The 20,100-nt window shown below is 72.9% G+C and carries 17 protein-coding genes; 14 read left to right on the top strand and 3 right to left on the bottom strand.

Annotated elements, in window-relative coordinates; translation table 11 throughout:
* Positions 1-263 precede the first annotated feature (263 nt).
* A complete protein-coding gene (locus QN157_01230; GenBank protein ID MDR7554206.1) occupies positions 264-1,052 on the top strand; it encodes a hydroxypyruvate isomerase family protein in 789 nt (262 codons plus the stop codon).
* Between the two features lie 166 nt (positions 1,053-1,218).
* On the top strand, positions 1,219-2,124 hold the full coding sequence (locus QN157_01225) for a 2-hydroxy-3-oxopropionate reductase (protein MDR7554205.1): 906 nt from the start codon (positions 1,219-1,221) through the stop codon (positions 2,122-2,124).
* Positions 2,125-2,328: 204 nt separating this feature from the next.
* On the opposite strand, the gene QN157_01220 is transcribed toward QN157_01225, so the two are convergent.
* From QN157_01220 to QN157_01210, 3 genes are all read right to left on the bottom strand, one after another.
* Positions 2,329-3,510 (bottom strand): ribonuclease H-like domain-containing protein, encoded by a 1,182-nt coding sequence (locus QN157_01220; GenBank protein MDR7554204.1) that lies wholly within the window; start codon positions 3,508-3,510, stop codon positions 2,329-2,331.
* Positions 3,476-5,743 (bottom strand): DEAD/DEAH box helicase, encoded by a 2,268-nt coding sequence (locus tag QN157_01215; GenBank protein MDR7554203.1) that lies wholly within the window; start codon positions 5,741-5,743, stop codon positions 3,476-3,478. Before QN157_01215 ends, QN157_01220 begins: the two co-directional genes overlap by 35 nt.
* A gap of 387 nt (positions 5,744-6,130) precedes the next feature.
* Positions 6,131-6,319, bottom strand: a complete 189-nt coding sequence (locus QN157_01210; GenBank protein MDR7554202.1) for a hypothetical protein — start codon at positions 6,317-6,319, stop codon at positions 6,131-6,133.
* A 401-nt stretch (positions 6,320-6,720) separates the two neighbouring features.
* Between QN157_01210 and QN157_01205 the strand changes: the two genes are divergently transcribed.
* The 12 genes from QN157_01205 to QN157_01150 all read left to right on the top strand — a co-directional run bounded on the left by QN157_01205 (position 6,721) and on the right by QN157_01150 (position 20,003).
* Positions 6,721-7,704 (top strand): ABC transporter substrate-binding protein, encoded by a 984-nt coding sequence (locus QN157_01205; protein MDR7554201.1) that lies wholly within the window; start codon positions 6,721-6,723, stop codon positions 7,702-7,704.
* A 31-nt stretch (positions 7,705-7,735) separates the two neighbouring features.
* A complete protein-coding gene (locus QN157_01200; protein ID MDR7554200.1) occupies positions 7,736-8,569 on the top strand; it encodes an ABC transporter ATP-binding protein in 834 nt (277 codons plus the stop codon).
* Positions 8,570-8,797: 228 nt separating this feature from the next.
* Positions 8,798-9,562 carry an ABC transporter permease gene (locus QN157_01195; protein MDR7554199.1) on the top strand — a complete coding sequence of 255 codons (765 nt, stop codon included), beginning with the start codon at positions 8,798-8,800 and terminating at the stop codon, positions 9,560-9,562.
* A gap of 9 nt (positions 9,563-9,571) precedes the next feature.
* Entirely contained in the window at positions 9,572-10,405 is an 834-nt protein-coding gene (locus QN157_01190; GenBank protein MDR7554198.1) for an ABC transporter permease, read from the top strand.
* Positions 10,406-10,430: 25 nt separating this feature from the next.
* Positions 10,431-11,132 carry a GntR family transcriptional regulator gene (locus QN157_01185; protein MDR7554197.1) on the top strand — a complete coding sequence of 234 codons (702 nt, stop codon included), beginning with the start codon at positions 10,431-10,433 and terminating at the stop codon, positions 11,130-11,132.
* Between the two features lie 4 nt (positions 11,133-11,136).
* Positions 11,137-12,153 (top strand): dihydrodipicolinate synthase family protein, encoded by a 1,017-nt coding sequence (locus QN157_01180; protein ID MDR7554196.1) that lies wholly within the window; start codon positions 11,137-11,139, stop codon positions 12,151-12,153.
* Between the two features lie 12 nt (positions 12,154-12,165).
* Positions 12,166-13,044 (top strand): VOC family protein, encoded by an 879-nt coding sequence (locus tag QN157_01175; protein ID MDR7554195.1) that lies wholly within the window; start codon positions 12,166-12,168, stop codon positions 13,042-13,044.
* A 181-nt stretch (positions 13,045-13,225) separates the two neighbouring features.
* On the top strand, positions 13,226-15,313 hold the full coding sequence (locus QN157_01170; protein ID MDR7554194.1) for a hydantoinase/oxoprolinase family protein: 2,088 nt from the start codon (positions 13,226-13,228) through the stop codon (positions 15,311-15,313).
* 77 nt (positions 15,314-15,390) lie between these two features.
* The gene (locus QN157_01165) at positions 15,391-17,142 is read left to right on the top strand and encodes a hydantoinase B/oxoprolinase family protein (protein ID MDR7554193.1); all 1,752 of its coding nucleotides are present in this window, start codon (positions 15,391-15,393) and stop codon (positions 17,140-17,142) included.
* A gap of 23 nt (positions 17,143-17,165) precedes the next feature.
* Positions 17,166-18,170 (top strand): LLM class flavin-dependent oxidoreductase, encoded by a 1,005-nt coding sequence (locus QN157_01160; protein MDR7554192.1) that lies wholly within the window; start codon positions 17,166-17,168, stop codon positions 18,168-18,170.
* A 19-nt stretch (positions 18,171-18,189) separates the two neighbouring features.
* Positions 18,190-19,104: an ABC transporter permease gene (locus QN157_01155; GenBank protein MDR7554191.1), complete on the top strand. Its 915-nt coding sequence runs from the start codon at positions 18,190-18,192 to the stop codon at positions 19,102-19,104.
* Positions 19,101-20,003, top strand: a complete 903-nt coding sequence (locus QN157_01150) for an ABC transporter permease (GenBank protein ID MDR7554190.1) — start codon at positions 19,101-19,103, stop codon at positions 20,001-20,003. The genes QN157_01155 and QN157_01150 overlap by 4 nt, the downstream gene beginning before the upstream one ends.
* Positions 20,004-20,100 lie beyond the last annotated feature (97 nt).

Raw genomic sequence — 20,100 nt, 5'->3', positions numbered from 1 at the left:
TCGTGGACCCACAGATGGCGGCGACGGCCCAGCGGGCACGGCCCGCGCACGCACGGCCCGCGCGCACGGCCTGCGCACGCACGGCCTGCGCACGCGCGCCCCGCGAACCTACGGCCTGTGGAAGGAACTGCACGGCCGGGGTGTGAAGCGATGGTGTGCTGTCCGGTGACATCACATGCGCTGGAGGTGCCGACGCTGCGGTTTGCTGCCACGCTAACGCGCACCCGGACAGCGCGACGAGCCCCTTACCGTGGGAGGTGCCGATGCTGCGGTTTGCTGCCAACCTGACCTTCCTCTGGACCGACCGTCCCTTCCTCGCACGCTTCGAGGCGGCGGCGCGCGCCGGGTTCGGCGCGGTGGAGTACATGTTCCCGTACCAGGAAGATCTCGACGCCGTGGTCGGCGAGCTGCGGCGGCTGGGCCTGCGCCAGGCCCTGTTCAACCTCCCGGCCGGCGACTGGGACGCGGGGGACCGCGGGATCGCCGTCGACCCCGCGCGCCGTGCCGAGTTCCGCGAGGGCGTCCGCCTGGGCATCGACGTCGCCCGACGCCTGGGGTGCCCGCGGGTCAACTGCCTGGTGGGCCGGCAGCTGGACGACGTGCCCCTGGCCGAGCAGTGGGCGTGCCTGGTGGACAACATCAAGTACGCCGCGGCGGCGTTCGAGCGCGAGGGGCTGGTGCTGCTCATCGAGCCCGTGAACACCTTCGACGTCCCCGGCTTCTTCCTGCGCACGCCGCAGGAGGCGTTCGCGCTGCAGGACGCCGTGGGCGCCGCCAACCTGAAGGTGCAGTACGACGTCTACCACGCGCAGCGCATGGAGGGCAACCTGACCTACACCCTGACCCGCAACATCGGCCGCATCGGCCATGTCCAGATCGCCGACGCGCCCGACCGCGGTCAGCCCGGCACGGGCGAGATCAACTTCGCCTACGTGCTGCGGGCCCTGGACCGCACCGACTACGCCGGCGACGTCGGCCTGGAGTACCGGCCCGTCGGCCCCACCGACGCGTCGTTCGACTGGATCGAGGCGATGGGGTTCACCCGGCGGTAACGGCCCGTGGTCGGGCGGGCCGGGTCGGGCGAGACCGAACGGGGCCGGGCCGGGTCGGACGGGGCGAGGTCGGGTGTAGTCAGGCAGAGCCGGGCAGAGCCGGACAGGGCAAGGGGGGTGCGCCTTCCCGCTTGCTGCGCGACGGCGCAACAGCGCGTACCGACACCTGGACAGGAGCGTGAGCATGGAGCGCATCGGGTTCATCGGTCTGGGAATCATGGGGAAGCCCATGGCGCGCAACCTGCGCGCGGCCGGCTTCCCGGTCGTGGTGCACTCGCGGTCGCGGCCGCCCGTCGACGAGCTGGTGGCCGCGGGTGCCACCGACGGCGGCTCGCCGCGCGGCGTGGCGGCCGCCAGCGACATCGTCATCACCATGCTGCCCGACGGCCCCGACGTGCAGGCCGTGGTGCTGGGCCCCGATGGGGTGCTGGAAGGGGCGCGGGCGGGGCAGGTCGTGGTGGACATGAGCACGATCTCGCCGCTGGTCGCCCGCGAGGTGGCCGCGGCGCTCGCCGCCCGAGGCGTCGGGTTCCTGGACGCCCCGGTCTCGGGCGGGCAGAAGGGCGCCATCGAGGCCACGCTGTCCATCATGGTGGGCGGCCCGCGGGCGTTGTTCGAGCGGGTGCGGCCCGTCTTCGAGGCGCTGGGGAAGAACATCGTCCACATCGGCGAGGACCACGGCGCCGGCCAGATCGCCAAAGCCTGCAACCAGATCGTCGTCGCGGTGACGATCATGGCGGTGGCCGAGGCGCTGACGCTGGCGCGCAAGGCGGGCGTGGATCCAGCCCGGGTGCGCCAGGCGCTGCTGGGCGGCTTCGCGCAGAGCCGGATCCTCGACCTCCACGGCCAGCGCATCCTCGAGCGCAACTACACGCCGGGGTTCCGTGTGCGGCTGCACGAGAAGGACCTGCAGATCGCGCTGGCGGCAGGCCGGGCCTACGGTGTGCCGCTGCCCGCCACCGGGCTGGTCCACGAGGCCCTGGTGGCCCTGATGGCCCAGCAGGGCGGTGACCTCGACCACTCGGCGCTCGCCCGGTTCGTGCAGCACCTCGCGGGGCTCGCGGACACGTAGGCGCGCCCCGCGCCGCGGCGTGCAGCGACAGGCGGCGCACGAGGCCGATCCGTTGCCCGCGGCCGATCCGGTGCCCAAAGGACGGGCGCTTCCGGACGCGCCGCCGCGCGGCGCCGGATCGCGCGCGCCGGGCCCCGTGGCCGTCGGCGCGGACTGCCAGCGCGCGCGACCGATGCTGGCAGGCAGCCGGGCTGGGCGCTGGCGTCAGCGGACGCCGCGCGAGGTCTCGAGGGCGCGGCGGCGGCGCCGGATCTCGCCGTCGAGGTCGGCCGCCGCCGGGTCGCCGCACAAGGCGAGCCACTCCACCAGCGCGGCCGCCTCGTCGAGGGCGGCCTGCGCCTGCGCCGGACGGCGGGCGCGCCGGTAGGCCGTCGCCGCCTCCAGCAGCGCGCGCACGCGCCAGACGCCCCGACCGCCGACCTCGCGATCCCACACCGCGGCCACCTCGTCGTGGCGGCCCGTGCGCCGCAGCACCCGGGCCAGCCGGCGGGCGACGCGCCACCGCACCGCCGGGTCGTCTTCCACCCGCAGCGCGCGCCGCAGGGCGTCTTCGGCCGCCGCCTCCTGGGCGGCCTGCAGCCGCAACACCCCCAGCCCCTCCCAGTCGATCGGCGGCGGCGGGTCTTCCCCGTGCTCGACCCAGCGCCGTACACGCCGGCGCAGGTCCACCAGCGCGCGCACGTCGTGGGCGTTGTGGGCGAAGACGGGCTCGAGCGCCGCGGCGTCGCCCGTGCGCAGGTAGTGGACGTAGAGCCCCGGGATCTGCGCGCTGTCGATGTCGCAGCCGCGATCGATCGCCAGCGCCAGGCGCTCGACGACGGCCAGGCGGTACGTACCGAGCGGTCGGTGCCACAGGCGCCGCGCCACACGCATCAGGTCGAGGTGCTGCGCCGGTGGCGCGATCCGCCGCCGGCTCAGCACGTAGCGCGCCGCCAGGATCGGCCAGTCGAAGCGTCGGCCGTTGAAGGTGACGAGCTGCGTCGCCTCCTCCAGCCGCGGGCGCAGGGCGTCCAGCAGCGCCGGCTCGCCCGACAGCCGGCGGAGGAAGTACTGCTCGACGACGAGGTCGCCGCCGTCGAGGAAGGCGACGCCGATCAGGAACGGCGTAGTGCCCGTGCCGCCCGCGAGCCCGGTCGTCTCGGTGTCGAGGAAGAGGACGCCGGCGTCGTCGGGTGCGGGGCCCTCGCGTCCGAACAACGCGGTGGCGCTGTGCACCTGCCGGCGGACCTCGAACGCCGGCCCCCCGTCACCACGGGCGGGCTCCCCATCGTCGTGGGGGCGCCGACCCAGCACGCCCAGCGCGGCCAGCCGCGCGCCAAGCGGCGCGACGGTTACGGCCGGCCGCTCGTCGTCAGCGGCCGCCGGAGCGGGGGGCCAGGCGGACATCCAGCACTTCGCGCGCGAGAGTCTTGCCGCGATGGCCGGCCTCGAGCGCGGGGCCCACGCACGAGGGGCACCCGGCCTCACAGCCGCACGCTGCGATGAGGTCCCGCGCGGCCGCCAGCACCTCGGCCCGCAGGCGGAAGAGGCGTTCGGCGAACCCGACGCCACCGGGCACGGCATCGTAGAGGAAGATCGTGGGCCGACCGGTGTGGGGCGAGGCCACCTCGTAGGTGCGCCCCAGGTCGCGGGGGTCGCACATGAGGTAGAGCGCGGCGACGTGCGCCAGCGCGTGGGTCAGGGCCGCCAGCACGCTCTGGACCTCGTCGCGGGACAGCGGCAGCGGCGGCAGCGTCATCCAGTACGCTGAGGTGTGCAGCGTCGACTCGGGCAGGTGGATCGGTCCCCACCCGACGTTCTCGTGGCGCTCGAGGGTCAGCTTCTTGTAGATCGTGGGCCGGTAGGTCACCACCACCTCGCCCCAGGCGGCCGACGGGGCGTCGGCGCTGCGGGCGAACTCCTGCAGCACGCGGACGTCCACGGCGATCTGCGCGGTGGTGTAGTAGTTGACGGTGACGCGGTGGACGTAGGCTTTGCGCTCGTCCCACGCCAGGCGGTCCACGTGGTACTGCTGGCCCAGGTGCAGGTAGATGGCGTCCTCGTGCACCAGGGCGGGGGCGCTGGCCAGGTCGACCTCGCCGATCACGCGCGGCGTCGCCTCGGTGGTGTCGATGATCACCACGTTCTCCACCGAGGCGCTGCGCAGCGAGACGTCCCGCGCCGGATAGGCGTCGGCGATGTAGTGCCAGCGGCCGCCCTCGTGGTGGAGGATCCGCTGCCGGGCGAGGTAGTCGAGGATCTCGGGGAGCGTGGGCGGGCCGAACCGCTCGCCGTCCACGAAGGGCAGCTCGAAGGCCGCGCACCGCACGTGGCTGGTCAGCACGTAGAGGTTGTCGGGGTTGAGCAGCGCGGCCTCCGGGGGCTGCTCGAAGAAGTACTCGGGGTGGCGCACGATGTACTGGTCGAGCGGATCGCTGGTGGCCACCAGGATCGCCACCGCCAGGTCGCCGGTGCGGCCCGCGCGCCCCGCCTGCTGCCAGGTGGAGGCGATGGTCCCCGGGTAGCCCACCAGCAGCGCCGCGCGGAGGCGCCCGATGTCAATGCCGAGCTCCAGCGCGTTGGTCGCTGCCACGGCCAGCACCTCGCCCTCGCGCAGCCCCCGCTCGATGGCGCGGCGCTCGCCGGGCAGGTAGCCGGCCCGGTAGCCGGCCACGCGGTGCGCGCCCACGCCGTGGATCGCCGCGGTCTCCTTGAAGGCGGTGGTGAGCAGCTCGGCGGTGCGGCGGCTGCGGGCGAACGCGATGAGGGGGATGCGGTTGCGGATGAACTCGCCCGCCAGCCGTCCGGCCTCCAGGATGCTGTCGCGACGGATCCCCAGCGCCCGGTTGACCACCGGCGGGTTGTACATGACGAACACCCGGGGCCCCGCCGGGGCGCCGTTCCGGTCGACGAGGGTCACCGGCTCCTCCAGCAGGCGTTCGGCCAGCTCCTTGGGATTCCCCACGGTCGCCGAGCAGCAGATGAACTGGGGCGCCGTGCCGTAGAACCGACACAGCCGCCGCAACCGGCGCAACACGTTGGCCACGTGGCTGCCGAACAACCCCCGGTAGGTGTGCAGCTCGTCGAGCACGACGTAGCGCAGGTTCTCGAACAGGCGCAGCCACTGGGTGTGGTGCGGGAGGATCGCCGCGTGCAGCATGTCGGGGTTGGTCACGACGATGTGACCGGCCGTGCGGATGGCGCGCCGGGCCTGCGCGGGCGTGTCGCCGTCGTAGGTGTAGGCCTTGATGTCGACGTCGAGGGTGTCGATCAGGCGCTGCAGCTCGTCCACCTGGTCCATCGAGAGCGCCTTGGTCGGGAACAGGTAGAGGGCGCGCGTCTGCGGGGCGGCCAGCACCGCGTCCAGCACCGGCAGGTTGTAGCACAGCGTCTTCCCCGACGCGGTGGGCGTGACCACCACCACGTGCCTGCCCGCCCGCACCGCCTCCCACGCCTCGGCCTGGTGGCTGTAGAGCGCCTCGATGCCGTTGCGGCGCAGCGCCGCCGCCAGGCGCGGGTCGAGGGCGTCGGGGATCGGTGCCCACAACGCCGGCCTGGCCGGCAGCTCCCGCCAGGCCGTGATGCCGCCGGCTGTGGCCGGCGCCGTCTTCAGGGCGTCCAGGACCTGCTCGAGGGTCATCGTCGCACCGCCACGGTCGTCCTCCCGTCCTTCCTTTTCCTTGAGGGAACCTGTGCCGACGATCGCGCACGCGGCTACGGTTGTCGCCTATCGTCGCACGACGGTCCCAGACAGGCGAACAACAGTTCGTCAGTTAAGCGACGAGCTCCTGCAGGTGCCGCAGGTGAGACCGCTCTTGACCGGTGGGAAGGACCATGCCCGCCCAGGACTGTGCTGCTGGCAGGCGAGGGCATCCGGCGGATGCGTGGCAAGCCGACACGGACGATGCCTGGCTGTCAGGGAGGGCACGAGCGTAGGGCCATCGGTCCGAGGCCGATAGGGCCCGGACCGCCGCGCCGCGTCTGCCCGGTGGACTTCCCGGGTGGCATTGCAGCGGTTCGAGGGGGCTTAGATGTCCGCGGCGCGGATCAGGCCGACGATGACGAGCCCGAGGAACGCCAGGCCGGCCAGCGGTCCCCACGGCCCCAGCTCGGTGAGGGCCCGTAGGGCGAGGATCCACCCGATCGCCATCCCGGCCAAGCCGACGAGCAGCACGTTGTAGGTCGCCGCCATGCGTTCCTCCAGATCTCCTCGCACGTGATATGCCCCACATGCCGGGAGGTCAGACGTGTGGGCTCGGGGTGTGACAGGCGCTGCAGATGGCGGTCGTGCCGTCGGCGGGAAAGTGCCCCGGGCTTCTGTGCGAGTGCGCGCGCGTTTCTCCACGGCCTGCACGGCGCGGCAGGAAAACAACGCAAACCGGAGAACTGTCGAACTGTCATACAGTTCCCCATAAGCGCCGATGAGCGCCTCTGTCACCTAGCGCCGGGTGCACAGAGGTGGCCGCCGCAACGGTCGTCGCGAGGGCGGGCAGCTGGGTCGCAGGTCACTCGGGCACCTGCGCTCCAGGGCGACCGTCGCGAGCGCGGCGGGCCGACGGGCGCGGCATGTCGTGGGCTGGCAGTACAGCATCCCGCGCGGGCGGAGGGGGGAGAGCGATGAGGCTGGCGGTGTGCACCCTGGCAGTACTCCTGGCGGTCGCGGTCGTCGGTGGGGCGGGCCGGGCCGGTCCCGCGGGGCCGGTGGAGATCCGCCTGGGGCACGGCTTTGCGGCCGAGGAGCAACTGTGGTTGATGGGCGCCCGGCCGGACGTGACGCCCAACCAGGGCAGGGCGTACACGTTGCGGCTCGTGGCCTTCCGGGCCAGCGACGACCGCCTGCGCGCCTACGAGGCGGGCCAGATCGACGGCGGGACGATCCCGGCGCCCACGGCGTTGTTCGCCGGCGAGCAGGGGGTTCCGATCAAACTGGTGGCGAGCATCTCCCGGGAAGTCCCGGGCGGCAACTGGCACAACACCACGTATCTGGCCCTGGAGGGCGCCGGGATCCGCTCGCCCCGTGACCTGCGCGGCAAGCGCATCGGCATCGTCGGCTTCAAGACCTCGACCGAACTGTGGGCGCGCGCCGCGGTGGACGCCGCCGGCCTGAACGCCGACCGCGACGTGAGCTTCGTGGTGGTGCCGTTCCCGGCCATGGGCGAGGCGTTGCGCGCGCGCCGCATCGACGTGGGCACGTTCCCCAACCCGTTCCTGCACCTCGAGCTGCTGCGCGGCGGGGTGACCGTGGTCTACACCTCCAAGACCGGCGTGCCCTTCGAGGAAGAACTCCTCGTGCTCTTCCTGCGCCCGGAGTTCATCGAGCGCCACCGGGAGGCGGTGCGGGCCTTCCTGCGCGACTTCGTCACGGCGACGCGCTGGTACCTGGCCAATCCCCGGGAGGCCCGGCAGGCGCTCATCGACAAGCGGTTCGTCGCCATTCCTCCGGCGGTCTACTTCGACATGCAGGATTGGTACCGCGAGCCCTCGGGGCGCATCTCCTTCGACGTCCTGCGGCGGATGCAGGAGCTGCACCTGAAGCTGGGCTGGCAGCAGAAGCCGGTGGACGTGCGCAAGCTCGTGGACACCTCGATGCTGCCGTACTAGGCTGCGTCCCGCAGTGCGCGGCCTCCGCACCATGTCCGTCGAGCCCTCGCCCGTTCCCTCGTCCGCGGGCGCCAGTCCCCTGGTGGACGTGCGGGGGCTGTCCAAGGTCTTCGTCCGCGGTTCGCGGCGTGTCGCAGCGCTGGAGGACCTGTCGCTCCAGGTCGCCGCCGGCGAGTTCGTCACGATCGTCGGGCCCAGCGGCTGTGGCAAGAGCACGTTCCTCCACCTGCTGGGGGGCTTCGTGCCGCCGAGCACCGGGGTCATGCGCATCGCCGGCCGGGAGGTGCGCGGTCCGGGCCCCGACCGCGGCGTGATGTTCCAGGAGCTGGCGCTGTTTCCGTGGCGGACGGTGCTCGGCAACGTCACCTGGGGCCTGGAGGTCCAGGGGCGGCCCCGCGCGGAGCGGCTGGCGATCGCCGAGCGCTACCTCAGCCTGGTGGGGTTGCTGGCGTTCAAGGATGCGTTCCCGGCGGAGCTGTCGGGTGGCATGAAGCAGCGGGTGGCCCTGGCGCGCGTGCTCGCGTTCGACCCCGCGGTGCTGTTGATGGACGAGCCCTTCGGCGCCCTCGACGCCCAGACCCGCGAGCTGATGCAGGAGGAGCTCCAGCGGATCTGGCTGGAGACCGGGAAGACCATCCTCTTCGTCACCCACGACGTCGAGGAAGCGGTCTACCTGGGCGACCGCGTGGTGGTCTTCTCGGCGCGGCCCGGGCGCATCAAGGCCGAGGTGGCCGTGCGTCTGCCGCGGCCGCGCCGGCTCGAGATCAAGAAGAGCCAGGCGTTCCTCGACCGCCGCAATCAGGTGTGGGACCTGCTGCGCGAGGAAGTGCTCAAGCTCCGCGACGTCACGGAGGGACGCCGGTGACGACTGCGGTGCAGCCGGGCCCAGCGCGGGCGAATGCCCGCGAGCGCTGCGGCGACACGGAGGGAGCGCCGTGAGCGGCCACGGGCGGACGAGGACCATCGCTGCTGCAGGGATCTCGCCGCGACGACACGGACGGGGCGCGGTGGTCGGCCCCGTGGCGGTGGGACGCCACGCGCCGGTGCCGCGGCGGGACGGACTCTGGACGACGGTCGTTGCGGGGAGGACGTCGTGACCCGCGAGGCGCTGGGACTGCTGGTCGGTGTGCTGGCGCTCTGGCAGGTCCTGGCGAGCGTCGGGGGGCTGCCCGGCTATCTCTCCAGCCCGGCCGACGTCGTGCAGGAGGCGGCGGCGCTGATGCGCACGGGCGAGCTGGCCGTCCACAGCGCCGTCAGCCTCTACCGGTCGCTGGCCGGGTTCGCGCTGGGCGCCGGGCTGGGGCTGGGGCTTGGCCTGCTGGCCGGGGCCGTGCGGCCGGTGGCCGGGGTCACCGAGCCCCTGGTGTCTCTGGCGTACCCGGTGCCGAAGGTGGCGTTCCTGCCGGTGCTCATGGTCTGGTTCGGCATCAGCGACGCCTCCAAGATCCTGCTGATCGCCCTCTCGTGCTTCTTCCCCTGCTACATCGCGGCCCTCTACGGGGTGCGTGGGGTGGACCCGCTGTGGATCTGGGCGGCCCAGAACATGGGGGCGAGCCGGGCCCGGATCTTCGTGCGGGTGCTGGTGCCCGGTGCTGCGGTGCAGATCTTCAGCGGCCTGCGCGTGGCGCTGGCGCTGGCGTTCATCCTGGTGCTGGCCTCCGAGCTGGTCGGTTCGTCCAACCGGCTCGGGCTGGGGTTCTTGCTCGTCAGCGCCGACGCCAGCGGTCGCACCGCGCTGATGTTCGCCGCGCTGGTGGCGATCGGGGTGCTGGGCTTTGGGGCCGACCGGCTGCTGTCGCACCTGCGGCGGCGGCTGCTGGCCGGTTACCTGCTGGCGGAGGAGACGCCGCGTGGATAGGAGACGCCCGTGACCGGGAGCGAGGGCGCACGAGGGGCCGTCGCCGCCTCCGCCCGAGCTCCGCGTCCGACGGTGGTGCGGCGCGCGGTGGCGTCGGCTGCGCCCGTGGTTGCCGTGCTGGCGCTGTGGGAGGTGGTGGCACGGTCGGGCCTGACCAACCCCCGGCTCGTCCCCGACCTGGGGGCCATCGCCGGGCAGCTGGTCCTGGTGCTGCAGAGCCCGCAGCTGGGGGTGCACGTCGGGGCGTCGCTCACGCGGGTGATGGCGGGGTTTGGGCTCGCGGTGGTCGTCGGGGTACCCCTGGGGATCGCGATGAGCCGGCTGCCCGCGTGCGAGCGGGCCATCGAGCCGCTGTTCGCCCTCGGCTACCCGGTGCCCCGGATCGCGCTGTACCCTATCTTCGTCTTCCTGTTCGGTATCGGCCACCTGTCGAAGATCGCCCTCGTGGCGCTCGAGTGCCTCTACCCCATCGCCATCTCCACCTACCACGGCGTGCGCGGCGTCGACCGGCTCTACGTCTGGTCGGCACAGAACATGGGCGCCACCCGCTGGCAGGTCGTCTGGAAGGTGATGGCGCCGGCGGCGGCGCCGCAGGTGTTCACGGGGTTCCGGATCGCCCTGCCCATCGCCTTCATCATCACCATCCTGACCGAGATGGTCAGTTCCACCGAAGGGCTGGGGTGGTTGATCCTCTATGCGTCCGCGTCGCTGTCGCAGGCGCGGGTCCTCGCCAGCGTCGCGATCGTGGCGGTCATGGGCTTTGCGATGGATCGGGCCCTGGCCGCCCTGCGCAACCGGCTCGTCTTCTGGGAGCGGGAAGTCGCCCTCGTCGCGATCCGCTGACATCCACAGCGGGAGGGAAGAGCGGATGGCATCGCCTGGCACGTTCGATCGGCTGCGCGACCGGCCGACCCTGGCCGAGATCGTGGCGGCCACCCTGCGCGAGCAGATCGCGGCAGGCCGTCTGCCCATGGGGAGCGTTTTGAACCAGTTCGCGCTGGCGCGGGAGCTGGGGGTGAGCCGTGCCGTGGTCCGCGAGGCGTTCCGGCACCTCGCTGCCGCCGGCGCCCTGCGCCTGACGCCCTACCAGCGCGCGGTGGTGACGCCCCTGGAGGTGGACGACCTGGACGACCTGTGGGCGGTGCGCACCACGCTGGAGCTGCTGGCGGTACGCCGTGCCGCGCGGCGGCCGGAGGCGGCCAGTCGGCTCCGCCCGCTGGTGGAGGCCATGGTGCGCGAGCAGCAGCCCGAGGCCTGGCTCGACCTCGATCGGCGCTTCCACCAGGAGATCGCCACGCTCGCGGGCAATCCGTTGCTGCCCACGCTGCTGGACGCCGTGCGGATGGCCATCGACCGGTTCCTCCAGACGGTGGCGGGCCCGCGCCCCCGCATCCGCTCGGCCAACATGGAACACCGGGCCGTGGTGGAGGCCCTCGCCCGGGGCGACGCCGCCGAGGCGTCCACGCTGATTCGCGTGCACATCGACCGCACCCGGCGCTTCCTGGCCCGCCGCCTGCAACGCGCCCGGCGGACGGCGTCCGCGCCCGCGGTGCGGGCCGCCGCGCGGTAGCCCCATGGCACTCCCCTACCGCCGTCACGAGGCCAAAGCCTGGGCCAGGGCCACCATGCGCGGCGTCTGCAACGTCGTCATGCCCACGTTCACCGGTGACCTGCGCCGGCTCAACCCCGCCGCGATCCGTCACGACCTCCGCCGGTCGGTGGAGTGCGGCTTCTGGGGGTCGCTGCTGGCCTCCGAGTGCGGCACCACCCGCGAGGAGATGGCGCAGTTCATCGAGATCGCCGCGGCGACGGTGCCGGCCGGCTACCACCTGGTCCTCCACGGCTCGTTCGACACCCTGGAGGACCTGCTCGCGATGTGCAGGATCGCCGAGGACGCCGGGTGCTCGGCGGTGCTGCTGGCGTACCCGCTCACGTTCTACCCGCAGAGCGTCGACGACCTCGTCGCCTACACCGAGGCGGTGAGCCGCGGCACGAACCTGGCCATCATCCTGTTCGCCATCGGCTTCTGGGGCTTCCGGCGTCTGCACCCCTCGGCGTTCCCGCCCGAGGCGCTGGTGCGCATGGCGCAGCTCGACACCGTCGTGGCCCTCAAGTACGAATGCGGCCACCCCGGCACGGGCGGCATGGTCGAGATCCAGAAGCGCCTGGGCCACCTCCTGGTGGTCACCGATCCGTTCGAGCACAACGCCCCGGTGTGGGTCGATGCGTACGGCATGCAGTGGCTGGGCACCAGCTACTACAACTACTTCGGGGACCGGATCCCCAGGCTGTTCCGGCTGATGCACGCGGGGCGGTGGGAGGAGGCGATGGCGCTCTACTGGCAGCTGCAGCCCTGCCGGGAGGCCTACCAGGCGCTGCGCGCCACTGTGAGCGGCGCGTCCCTGGTGCACCGGCTGGCGTGGAAGTACATGGACTGGCTGAACGGGTTCAACGGCGGGCCGATCCGCATGCCGCACATGCGGCTCAACGCCGCGCAGATGCGGCTGCTGCGCGAGGGGGCGGTCCAGTCCGGGCTGGACGTCACCACGGATCCCGATGACCGGTTCTTCGTGGGCCGGCATCCCGCCTGAGGTGGCCGGGCGATGAGCGCGTCGATGTCCGATGCCAGCGCCGCCCGCACGCCCCGCCGCATCGTGCGCCTGGGCCACGTGGCGCTGTGCGTGCCCGACCTCTCCTGCGCCGTGGACTTCTACACGCGCGTCGTCCGGCTGGCGGTCGCCGAGGAGGGCGAGGGGCGCGTCTACCTCCGCGGGCAGTTCGAACACCACTGCCTCGAGCTGCACGCTGCCGAGCGCGCGGACGTCCTGCACTTCGGCTGGGAGACCGACAGCGACGAGGCGACCGGCGCCTTGCGGGCTCAGCTGGCGTCCCGGGGCGTGCCCGTGCGCGAGGCGCCGGCGGAGCCTGGCCGGCTGGGCGTGGCCTTCCAGTTCCAGGACTCGCTCGGCATGTGGAACGAGGTCTACCGCGCCACCGCGCGGCTGCCGGTGCTGGTCCCCGCGGGGCCCGCACCGCGACTGCGCCTGGCGCACGTCACCCGCATGAGCCCCTCCCCTGACGACGACCTGGCCTTCTTCCGCGCCATCGGCTTCCGGGTCTCCGACTGGGTGCCCGGGGTGCAGGCCTTCCTGCGGTGCGCGGCCGAGCACCACGCCGTGGGGTTCCTCAAGTACGACCGGCCCCTGCTCCACCACCACGCCTACGACGTCGGCGACTGGAACGGCATCAAGGCCGTGATGGACTGGCTGGCCGCGCAGGGCTGGCCGGTGGAGGTGGGGCCGGTGCGGCACGCGGCCGGCAACAACATCGCCGTCTACGTGCGCGACCCACACGGCGTGCGCGTGGAGTTCTTCTGCGAGATGGAGACGATCGCCGACGACGAGGACCACGACGCGCGCCGCCAGCCCGTGATCTTCGACCTGTGGCGGCAGAGCCCGCCGCCGCCGGGATTTCGGGAATGAGCGGGCGCTTCAGCCACGGTGGTCGTGCCGCGGTCCGCTGCGGCGTCGGGCGACGCTGCGGTCGCCCCCGTGGTCCTGGCCGCCGCCCCGCCCGCGGGAGTCGCGCGGATGCCCGCGGTGCCCGCCTGGTCCGCAGCGGGCAGCGGAGGTACCGGCTGGCGACCGGCGTCGGCCACCGGGCATGAGGGACGCGACCGTGGCCTACCGCGTCGGGGTCGACATCGGCGGCACCTTCACCGACCTGTTGCTGCTGGGCGCCGACGGCGGCACGGTGATCGGCAAGACGCTGAGCACGCCGGCGGATCCCAGCGAGGCCGTGGAAGTGGGCCTGCGGCCCCTGGTGGAGGCTGGCGCCATCGCCCGGGGCGCGCGGGGGACCCTGGTGCACGGGACGACGCTGGTGACCAACGCCCTCATCGAGCGCAAGGGGCCCCTGACCGCCCTGCTGACCACCGCGGGGTTCCGCGACGCCATCGAGATCGGCCGGGAGCACCGCTTCGACCTCTACGACCTCGACCTGGAGGCGCCCCGCCCGCTGATCCCGCGCTACCTGCGCTTCGACGTGCCCGAGCGCATCGCAGCCGACGGCACGGTGCTGCAGCCCCTGGACGAGGCCTACGTGCGCCGGCTGGCCGCGGAGCTGCGCGCCAAAGGCGTGCGCGCCGTCGCCGTCTGCTACCTGCACGGGTTCCGCTACCCGCAGCACGAGCGCCGCACGGCCGAGCTCTTCGCCGAGGTGGCCCCCGAGATCCGGGTCGCGCTCGGCGCCGACGTCGCGCCGGAGATCCGCGAATACCCCCGCATGAGCACCACGGCGGCCAACGTCTACGTGCAGGAGCGCGTGGAGACGTACCTGCACGGCCTGCTGCGACGGCTGGAGGGGCTCGGCGCCGCGTGCGAGGTGTTCGTCATGCTCTCCAGCGGCGGCGTCGCCACCGTGGAGACCGCCACGCGCTTCCCGGTGCGGTTGCTGGAGTCGGGGCCGGCGGCCGGCGCCCTGGCCGCGGCCTACCTGGGCAGGCGCGCCGGCGTCAGCGATCTGCTCTCGTTCGACATGGGCGGGACCACCGCCAAGCTCTGCGCGGTCGTCGGCGGGCGGCCGCTCAAGGTCCACGAGTTCGAGGTGGACCGCGTCCACCGCTTCCGTCGCGGCAGCGGCCTGCCGGTGAAGATCCCCGTCATCGACATGATCGAGATCGGCGCGGGCGGCGGCAGCATCGCGCGCGTCTCGGCGGTCGGCACCCTCAAGGTGGGGCCCGACAGCGCCGGCGCCGAGCCCGGCCCCGCCTGCTACGGCCGCGGCGGCCAGGAGCCCACGGTGACCGACGCCGACCTGGTGCTCGGCTACCTGAACCCCGACTACTTCCTCGGGGGGCGGATGCGCCTCGACGTGGAGGCCGCGCGGCGCGCGCTGGCCCGCGTCGCGCGCCCGCTGGGCTTGCGCCTCGAGGAGGCGGCGTGGGGCATCCACCAGATCGTCAACGAGAACATGGCCAACGCCGCGCGCGCCCACCTGGCGGAGCGCGGCGCCGACCCACGCCGGATGCCGTTGTTCGCGTTTGGCGGGGCGGGGCCGGTCCACGCCTACCACCTGGCCACGATCCTGCGCCTGCCCGCGATCATCGTGCCGCTCGGCGCCGGGGTGGGCTCGACCATCGGGTTGCTGGCGGCGCCGCTCGCCTTCGACTTCGCGCGCAGCGCCTACGGCCGCCTCGACGCGCTGGACTGGGCCCAGGTCAACGCGCTGCTGGACGAGATGGCCGCCGAGGGACGGGCGCTGCTGACCCGGTCGGGCGCGCCGGCCGACGCCATCGCCATCGAGCGCACCGCCGAGATGCGCTACGTCGGCCAGGGCCACGAGGTGGCAGTACCGCTGCCCGCGGGCCGGCTGGAGGCACGCCGGGCCGCGGCGCTCGCCGAGGCGTTCCGGGCCGCTTACACGGCGCGCTACGGCCGGCCCGGCCCCGACGTGCCGCTGGAGGTCATGAACTGGCGTGTGACCTGCAGCGGCCCCGCGCCCGAGGTCGACCTGGCCGTGGCCCGCCCGGCGGCCGGCCACGCGCAGAAGGGGCACCGCCCGGCGTACTTCCCGGAGGCTGGCGGGTTCGTCCCGACCCCGGTCTTCGACCGATACGCGCTGGCACCGGGCGCGGTGCTGCGAGGTCCCGCGATCGTCGAGGAGCGCGAGTCCACGCTGGTCGTCGGCCCGCGGGGCCGCGCGCGGGTGGACGCGCGCCTGAACATCGTCGTGGAGCTCACCGATGCCTGAGCGCAGCACCCGGCGCGCACCGTCGCCGGCGACATGCGCCGACCGCGCGACCGCCGGCGTCCCCCTCAAGGAGCGTCATGGCTGACCGCGCCGTCGACCCCGTGACCCTCGAGGTCGTCTGGAACCGCCTGCTGGCCGTGGTGACCGAGCAGCAGGACGCGCTGATGCGCACCGCGTTTTCGACGGTGGTGCGCGAGAGCCAGGACCTGGCCTGCGGCTTCTTCGACCCGCAGGGGCGCATGGTGGCCCAATCCATCAGCGGGACCCCCGGGCACATCAACGCCATGGCCACGGGCATGCGGCACGTGCTGGCGGCCTACCCGCCCGAGACGCTCGGGCCGGGCGACGTCGTGATCACCAACGACCCGTGGATGACCGCCGGACAGGTGAACGACATCACGATCGTCACCCCCGTGTTCCGCGCGGGCCGGCTGGTGGGTCTGTTCGCCAACACCTGTCACGCCGTCGACATCGGCGGCCGGGTGCTGTCGGCGCAGGCCCGCGAGGTGTACGAGGAAGGGCTCCAGCTGCCGGTGCTCAAACTCTACGACCGCGGGCGCCCCAACGAGACCCTGCTGGCGCTCATCCGCGCCAACGTGCGCCTGCCGGACGAGGTCATCGGCGACCTGCACGCCCAGGCGGCGTGCAACGACACCGGGGCCCGCGCCCTGCTGGAGCTCATGGACGAGTTCGGGCTGGCCGACCTCGACGGCGTCGCCGACGAGATCCTGCGTCGCTCGGAGGCCGCGGTGCGTGCCGCCATCCGCGCGCTGCCCGACGGCGAGTGGACCAGCGAGACCTGGGGTGACGGCTTCGACGAGCCCATCGTGATCCGCTGCCGGGTGCGCATCGCCGGCGACGAGATCTTCATCGACTTCGCGGGGTCGTCGCCACAGAGCCCGCGGGGGATCAACGTGGTGCTGAACTACACCCGCGCCTACGCCTCGTTCGCCCTGAAGGCGGCCGTCTACCCCGAGGTGCCCCACAACGACGGCGGCTTCCGGCCGGTGCACGTCAGCGCGCCGCCGGGCTGCATCCTCAACGCCATCCCGCCGGCGCCCGTGGCCAGCCGGCACGCCATCGGGCACATGCTGCCCACGGCGATCTTCGCCGCGCTGGCCGATGCGCTCCCCGGGCGTCTGTTGGCCCCCGGCGCCGACGCGATCTGGCTCACGGTCTGGCAGGGCGAGGCGCCCCCCTTCACGTTCACGATGTTCCAGGTGGGCGGCACCGGCGCGCGGCCCACAAAAGACGGGCTGAGCGCCATGGGCTTCCCCAGCGGCGTGGCCGGGGTGCCCGCCGAGGTGGTGGAGAGCCTGACGCCGTTGGTGCTCCGCCACCGCGCGCTGCGCCCCGACTCCGGCGGCGCCGGCCGCTGGCGGGGCGGGTTGGGGCAGCTCACCGCGTTCGCCAACCGCGCCGGCGGACGGTGGAGCGTCTCGGGCATCGTCGACCGCACGCGCTTCCCGGCCCCGGGCCTGCGGGGCGGGCGTGCGGGCGCGCCGGGCGAGGTGCGGCTCGACGACGGCACCCGGCCCAACCCCAAGGCGCTGATCGAGCTGGCGCCCCACCAGGTGGTGCACGTCGACACGCCCGGCGGGGGCGGCTACGGCGACCCGTTCGCGCGCGAGCCCGAGCGCGTGCTGCACGACGTGATCTACGGCTACGTGACCCCCGAGGGCGCTGCGCGCGACTACGGCGTGGTGGTGCGGTTCACCGGGCGGCCCGACGAGCTGGTGCGGCTGCCCGCGCAGTGGGAGATCGATGCGGCGGCGACGGCGGCGCTGCGGGCACGGCGGGCCGCCGGCAGCGGGGTGGGACGGCAGTGACCCCGTCGCGGGAGGAGCGTGGGATGGAGCAGGTGGGGTTTGCGCTGGGGTACGGGAAGTTCACGGACGTGCACGAGATGGCGCGCCTGATGCGGGAGGCCGAGGAGCGCGGGTTCCAGATGGGCTTCTTCTCGGAGACCATCGAGCTGATGCGCGACTCGGTCACGGCGCTGTCGGCCATCGGGCTGGCCACGCGGCGCCTGGTGCTGGGCACCACGCAGATCGTGCGCCTGCGCAGTCCGGTGGTCATGGCCCAGACCGCGGCCAGCCTCGACGAGCTGACGGGCGGCCGCATGACCATCGCGCCGGGCGCCTGCACGCGCAGCCACGCCCGCGTCCACGCGCTGCCCGAGGCCGACCCCGTGCAGACGCTGCGGGAGTGGGTCGAGGTGATCCGGCTGATGCTCACCGGCGAGCGGATCTCCTACGACGGTACCTACGTGAAGCTGCGCAACGTGGGCCTGGGGTGGACGCCGCCCCGACGGAGGATTCCCATCTACATCCCGGCCACGAGCCGCGCCGGCCTGCGCCTGGCGGGCGAGATCGGCGACGGGGTCGTCCTGAACGCCGTCTGCTCGCCCGAGTACACCCGCAACGCCCTGCGCATCGTGCGGGAGGCCGCGCAGCGGGCCGGGCGCGACCTGTCGACGTTCGTCGTGGCCCAGATCATCAACGTCTCGGTGGAGGACGACCACGCGGCGGCCCTGGACGCCATCCGGTGGGAGGTGGCCACCAAGTTCGACCCCGTCCAGCTGCCCTTCATTGCCGGCCCCAAGATGCGGGTGGGCGAGCTCTACATCCACGCCGAGGACATCCCGCGCTTCGAGGCCGCCTACCGCGAGGGCGGGATGGACGCGCTGATCCGCGCCATCCCCGACTCGTACGTGGAGGGCATGACGGCCAGCGGCACGCCCGACGAGGTCCGCCGCCGCGTGCAGGCGTACCGCGACGCCGGCGTGCAGATCCCGCTGCTGCGGCCCGCCGCGGCCCACCAGACGCAGCGGGTGCTGGACCTCTTCGGGGAATAGGCGCAGCCCGCAGCGGCCAATGGCATGGATCGTAGCAGGCCGGCTGGCGCGTACCGTGGTGGTCCTCCTCGGCACCTCCGTGGCGGTGTTCGTTGCGATGCGCCTGATTCCGGGCGACCCAGCGGTGATCTTCGCCGGGGAGCAGGCCACGCGCGAGCAGATCGAAGCTGCGCGCCATGCCTTTGGGTTGGACCGGCCCTTGTGGGTGCAATATGGTCTGTTTCTCCGCCGCGCACTGTCGGGCGACCTGGGCACGTCGACCCGTACAGGGCGCCCAGTCAGCGAGGAGTTGATGCACCGCTACCCGCTGACGTTGGTGCTCGGCGGTGCAGCAATCGCGTTCAGCGTGGCCGTGGGGGTGCCTCTCGGCATCTTCGCTGCCATCCGATCGGGCCGTTGGCCCGATCGGCTCAGCGTGGCCGTCGCACTTCTTGGCGCGTCGGCGCCAACGTTCCTGGTAGGGATTCTGTTACAGCTCGCCGTGGCTGTGGAGTTGGGCTGGCTGCCGGTCACCGGCGCGTACACCTGGCGGCATCTCATTCTGCCCGCGGCGAGCCTTGGGGTGTTCCCGGTGGCGATGATCACCCGGTTGGTCCGGACAGGACTGCTGGAGGTGCTGGCCGAGGATTACGTGCGCACGGCACGAGCCAAGGGGCTGCCTGAACAGCAGGTGATCGTGCGCCATGCGTTGCGGCCCGCGCTGAACACTACGCTTACGGTCGTTGGGCTTCAGTTTGGCGCTATGTTGGGCGCGTCGGTGTTCGCCGAAGCCGTGTTCTCGTGGCCTGGTCTGGGCCGGTACCTCATTCAGGCGATCGGCCACCGTGACTACCCGGTGGTTCAGGGTGCGGTCCTGTTGTTCGCCGCGACCTACGTCGCGGTGAACTTCACGGTGGACATAGCTTACCGATGGTTGGATCCGCGGATCCGGTGAGCCTCGCGGGCCACAGGGGCGCGCGGGTGGTGCCAGCGGCCGCCGAGCGGCCGGTGCACCGGGTCTGGCGCCGGGTGCGTCGCGACCCGGCCGGCCTGGGTGGGCTGGTCTTACTCGCGATCATCGCTTTGGGAGCAGCGATGGGGCCGATGCTGCTCTCTGGCGACCCCAGCGCGCCGCACCTGGATCGGACGTTCCTGCCGCCAGGGCCGCAGCATCCGCTGGGTACCGATCACCTGGGCCGTGATCTGCTCGTGCGAATCGTGCATGGCGCGAGGGTTTCGCTGCTGAGCGCCGCTGGCGCCTTAGGCCTCGGCCTGCTCGCGGGTGTGCCCGTCGGGCTCGTCGCGGGCACGACGCGCGGCATGGTGGACGAGGTATTGATGGGCGCTACCGAGGTGCTGATGTCTTTCCCCGGGGCACTGCTCGCGATCCTCGCGGTCGCGGTCCTAGGTCCTGGGCCCCGCAACGTCGTGCTCGCGGTAGGCATTGCCTCGGCGCCGGTCTTCGCCCGCCTTGTGCGCGGTGTCGCGCTCGGGTTGCGGGAGCGAGAGTTCGTAGAAGCGGCCCGTGCGCTCGGCGCCAGTGGTGCGCGCATCCTGGCGCGGCACATCCTTCCCGGGTGCCTGGCGCCCATCGTCGTCGCCGCAATGCTGCGCCTGGGAGTGACGATCGTCACGGTGGCCGGGCTGGGATTCCTGGGGTTGGGCGGCGACCCGGCGGCGCCCGAGTGGGGCGCGATGCTCAGTCAGGGACAGGAGTACCTCCGCCGCGCGCCGCACATCGTGCTGGCGCCGGGGTTGGCGATCTTGCTAGTGGTCCTCAGTGTCAACCTGGCCGGCGATGCGCTGGCCGACGCGCTCGATCCGCGCGTTCGCTCGCGGCGCGGTGCAGGATGATCCACAAGGAGGAGGGGATGCAATGAGACGTCTGCACGTAGTGGCCTGGCTGGCATTACTCCTGGCGCTCACACCTGGGCCATCGGTACTCGGAGCA

The organism is Armatimonadota bacterium (assembly GCA_031459855.1).
In the GTDB taxonomy this organism is placed as follows: domain Bacteria; phylum Sysuimicrobiota; class Sysuimicrobiia; order Sysuimicrobiales; family Humicultoraceae; genus Fervidifonticultor; species Fervidifonticultor primus.
Note: the sequence above shows the minus strand (reverse complement) of the source record. Positions and strands in the feature narration are given on the sequence as shown.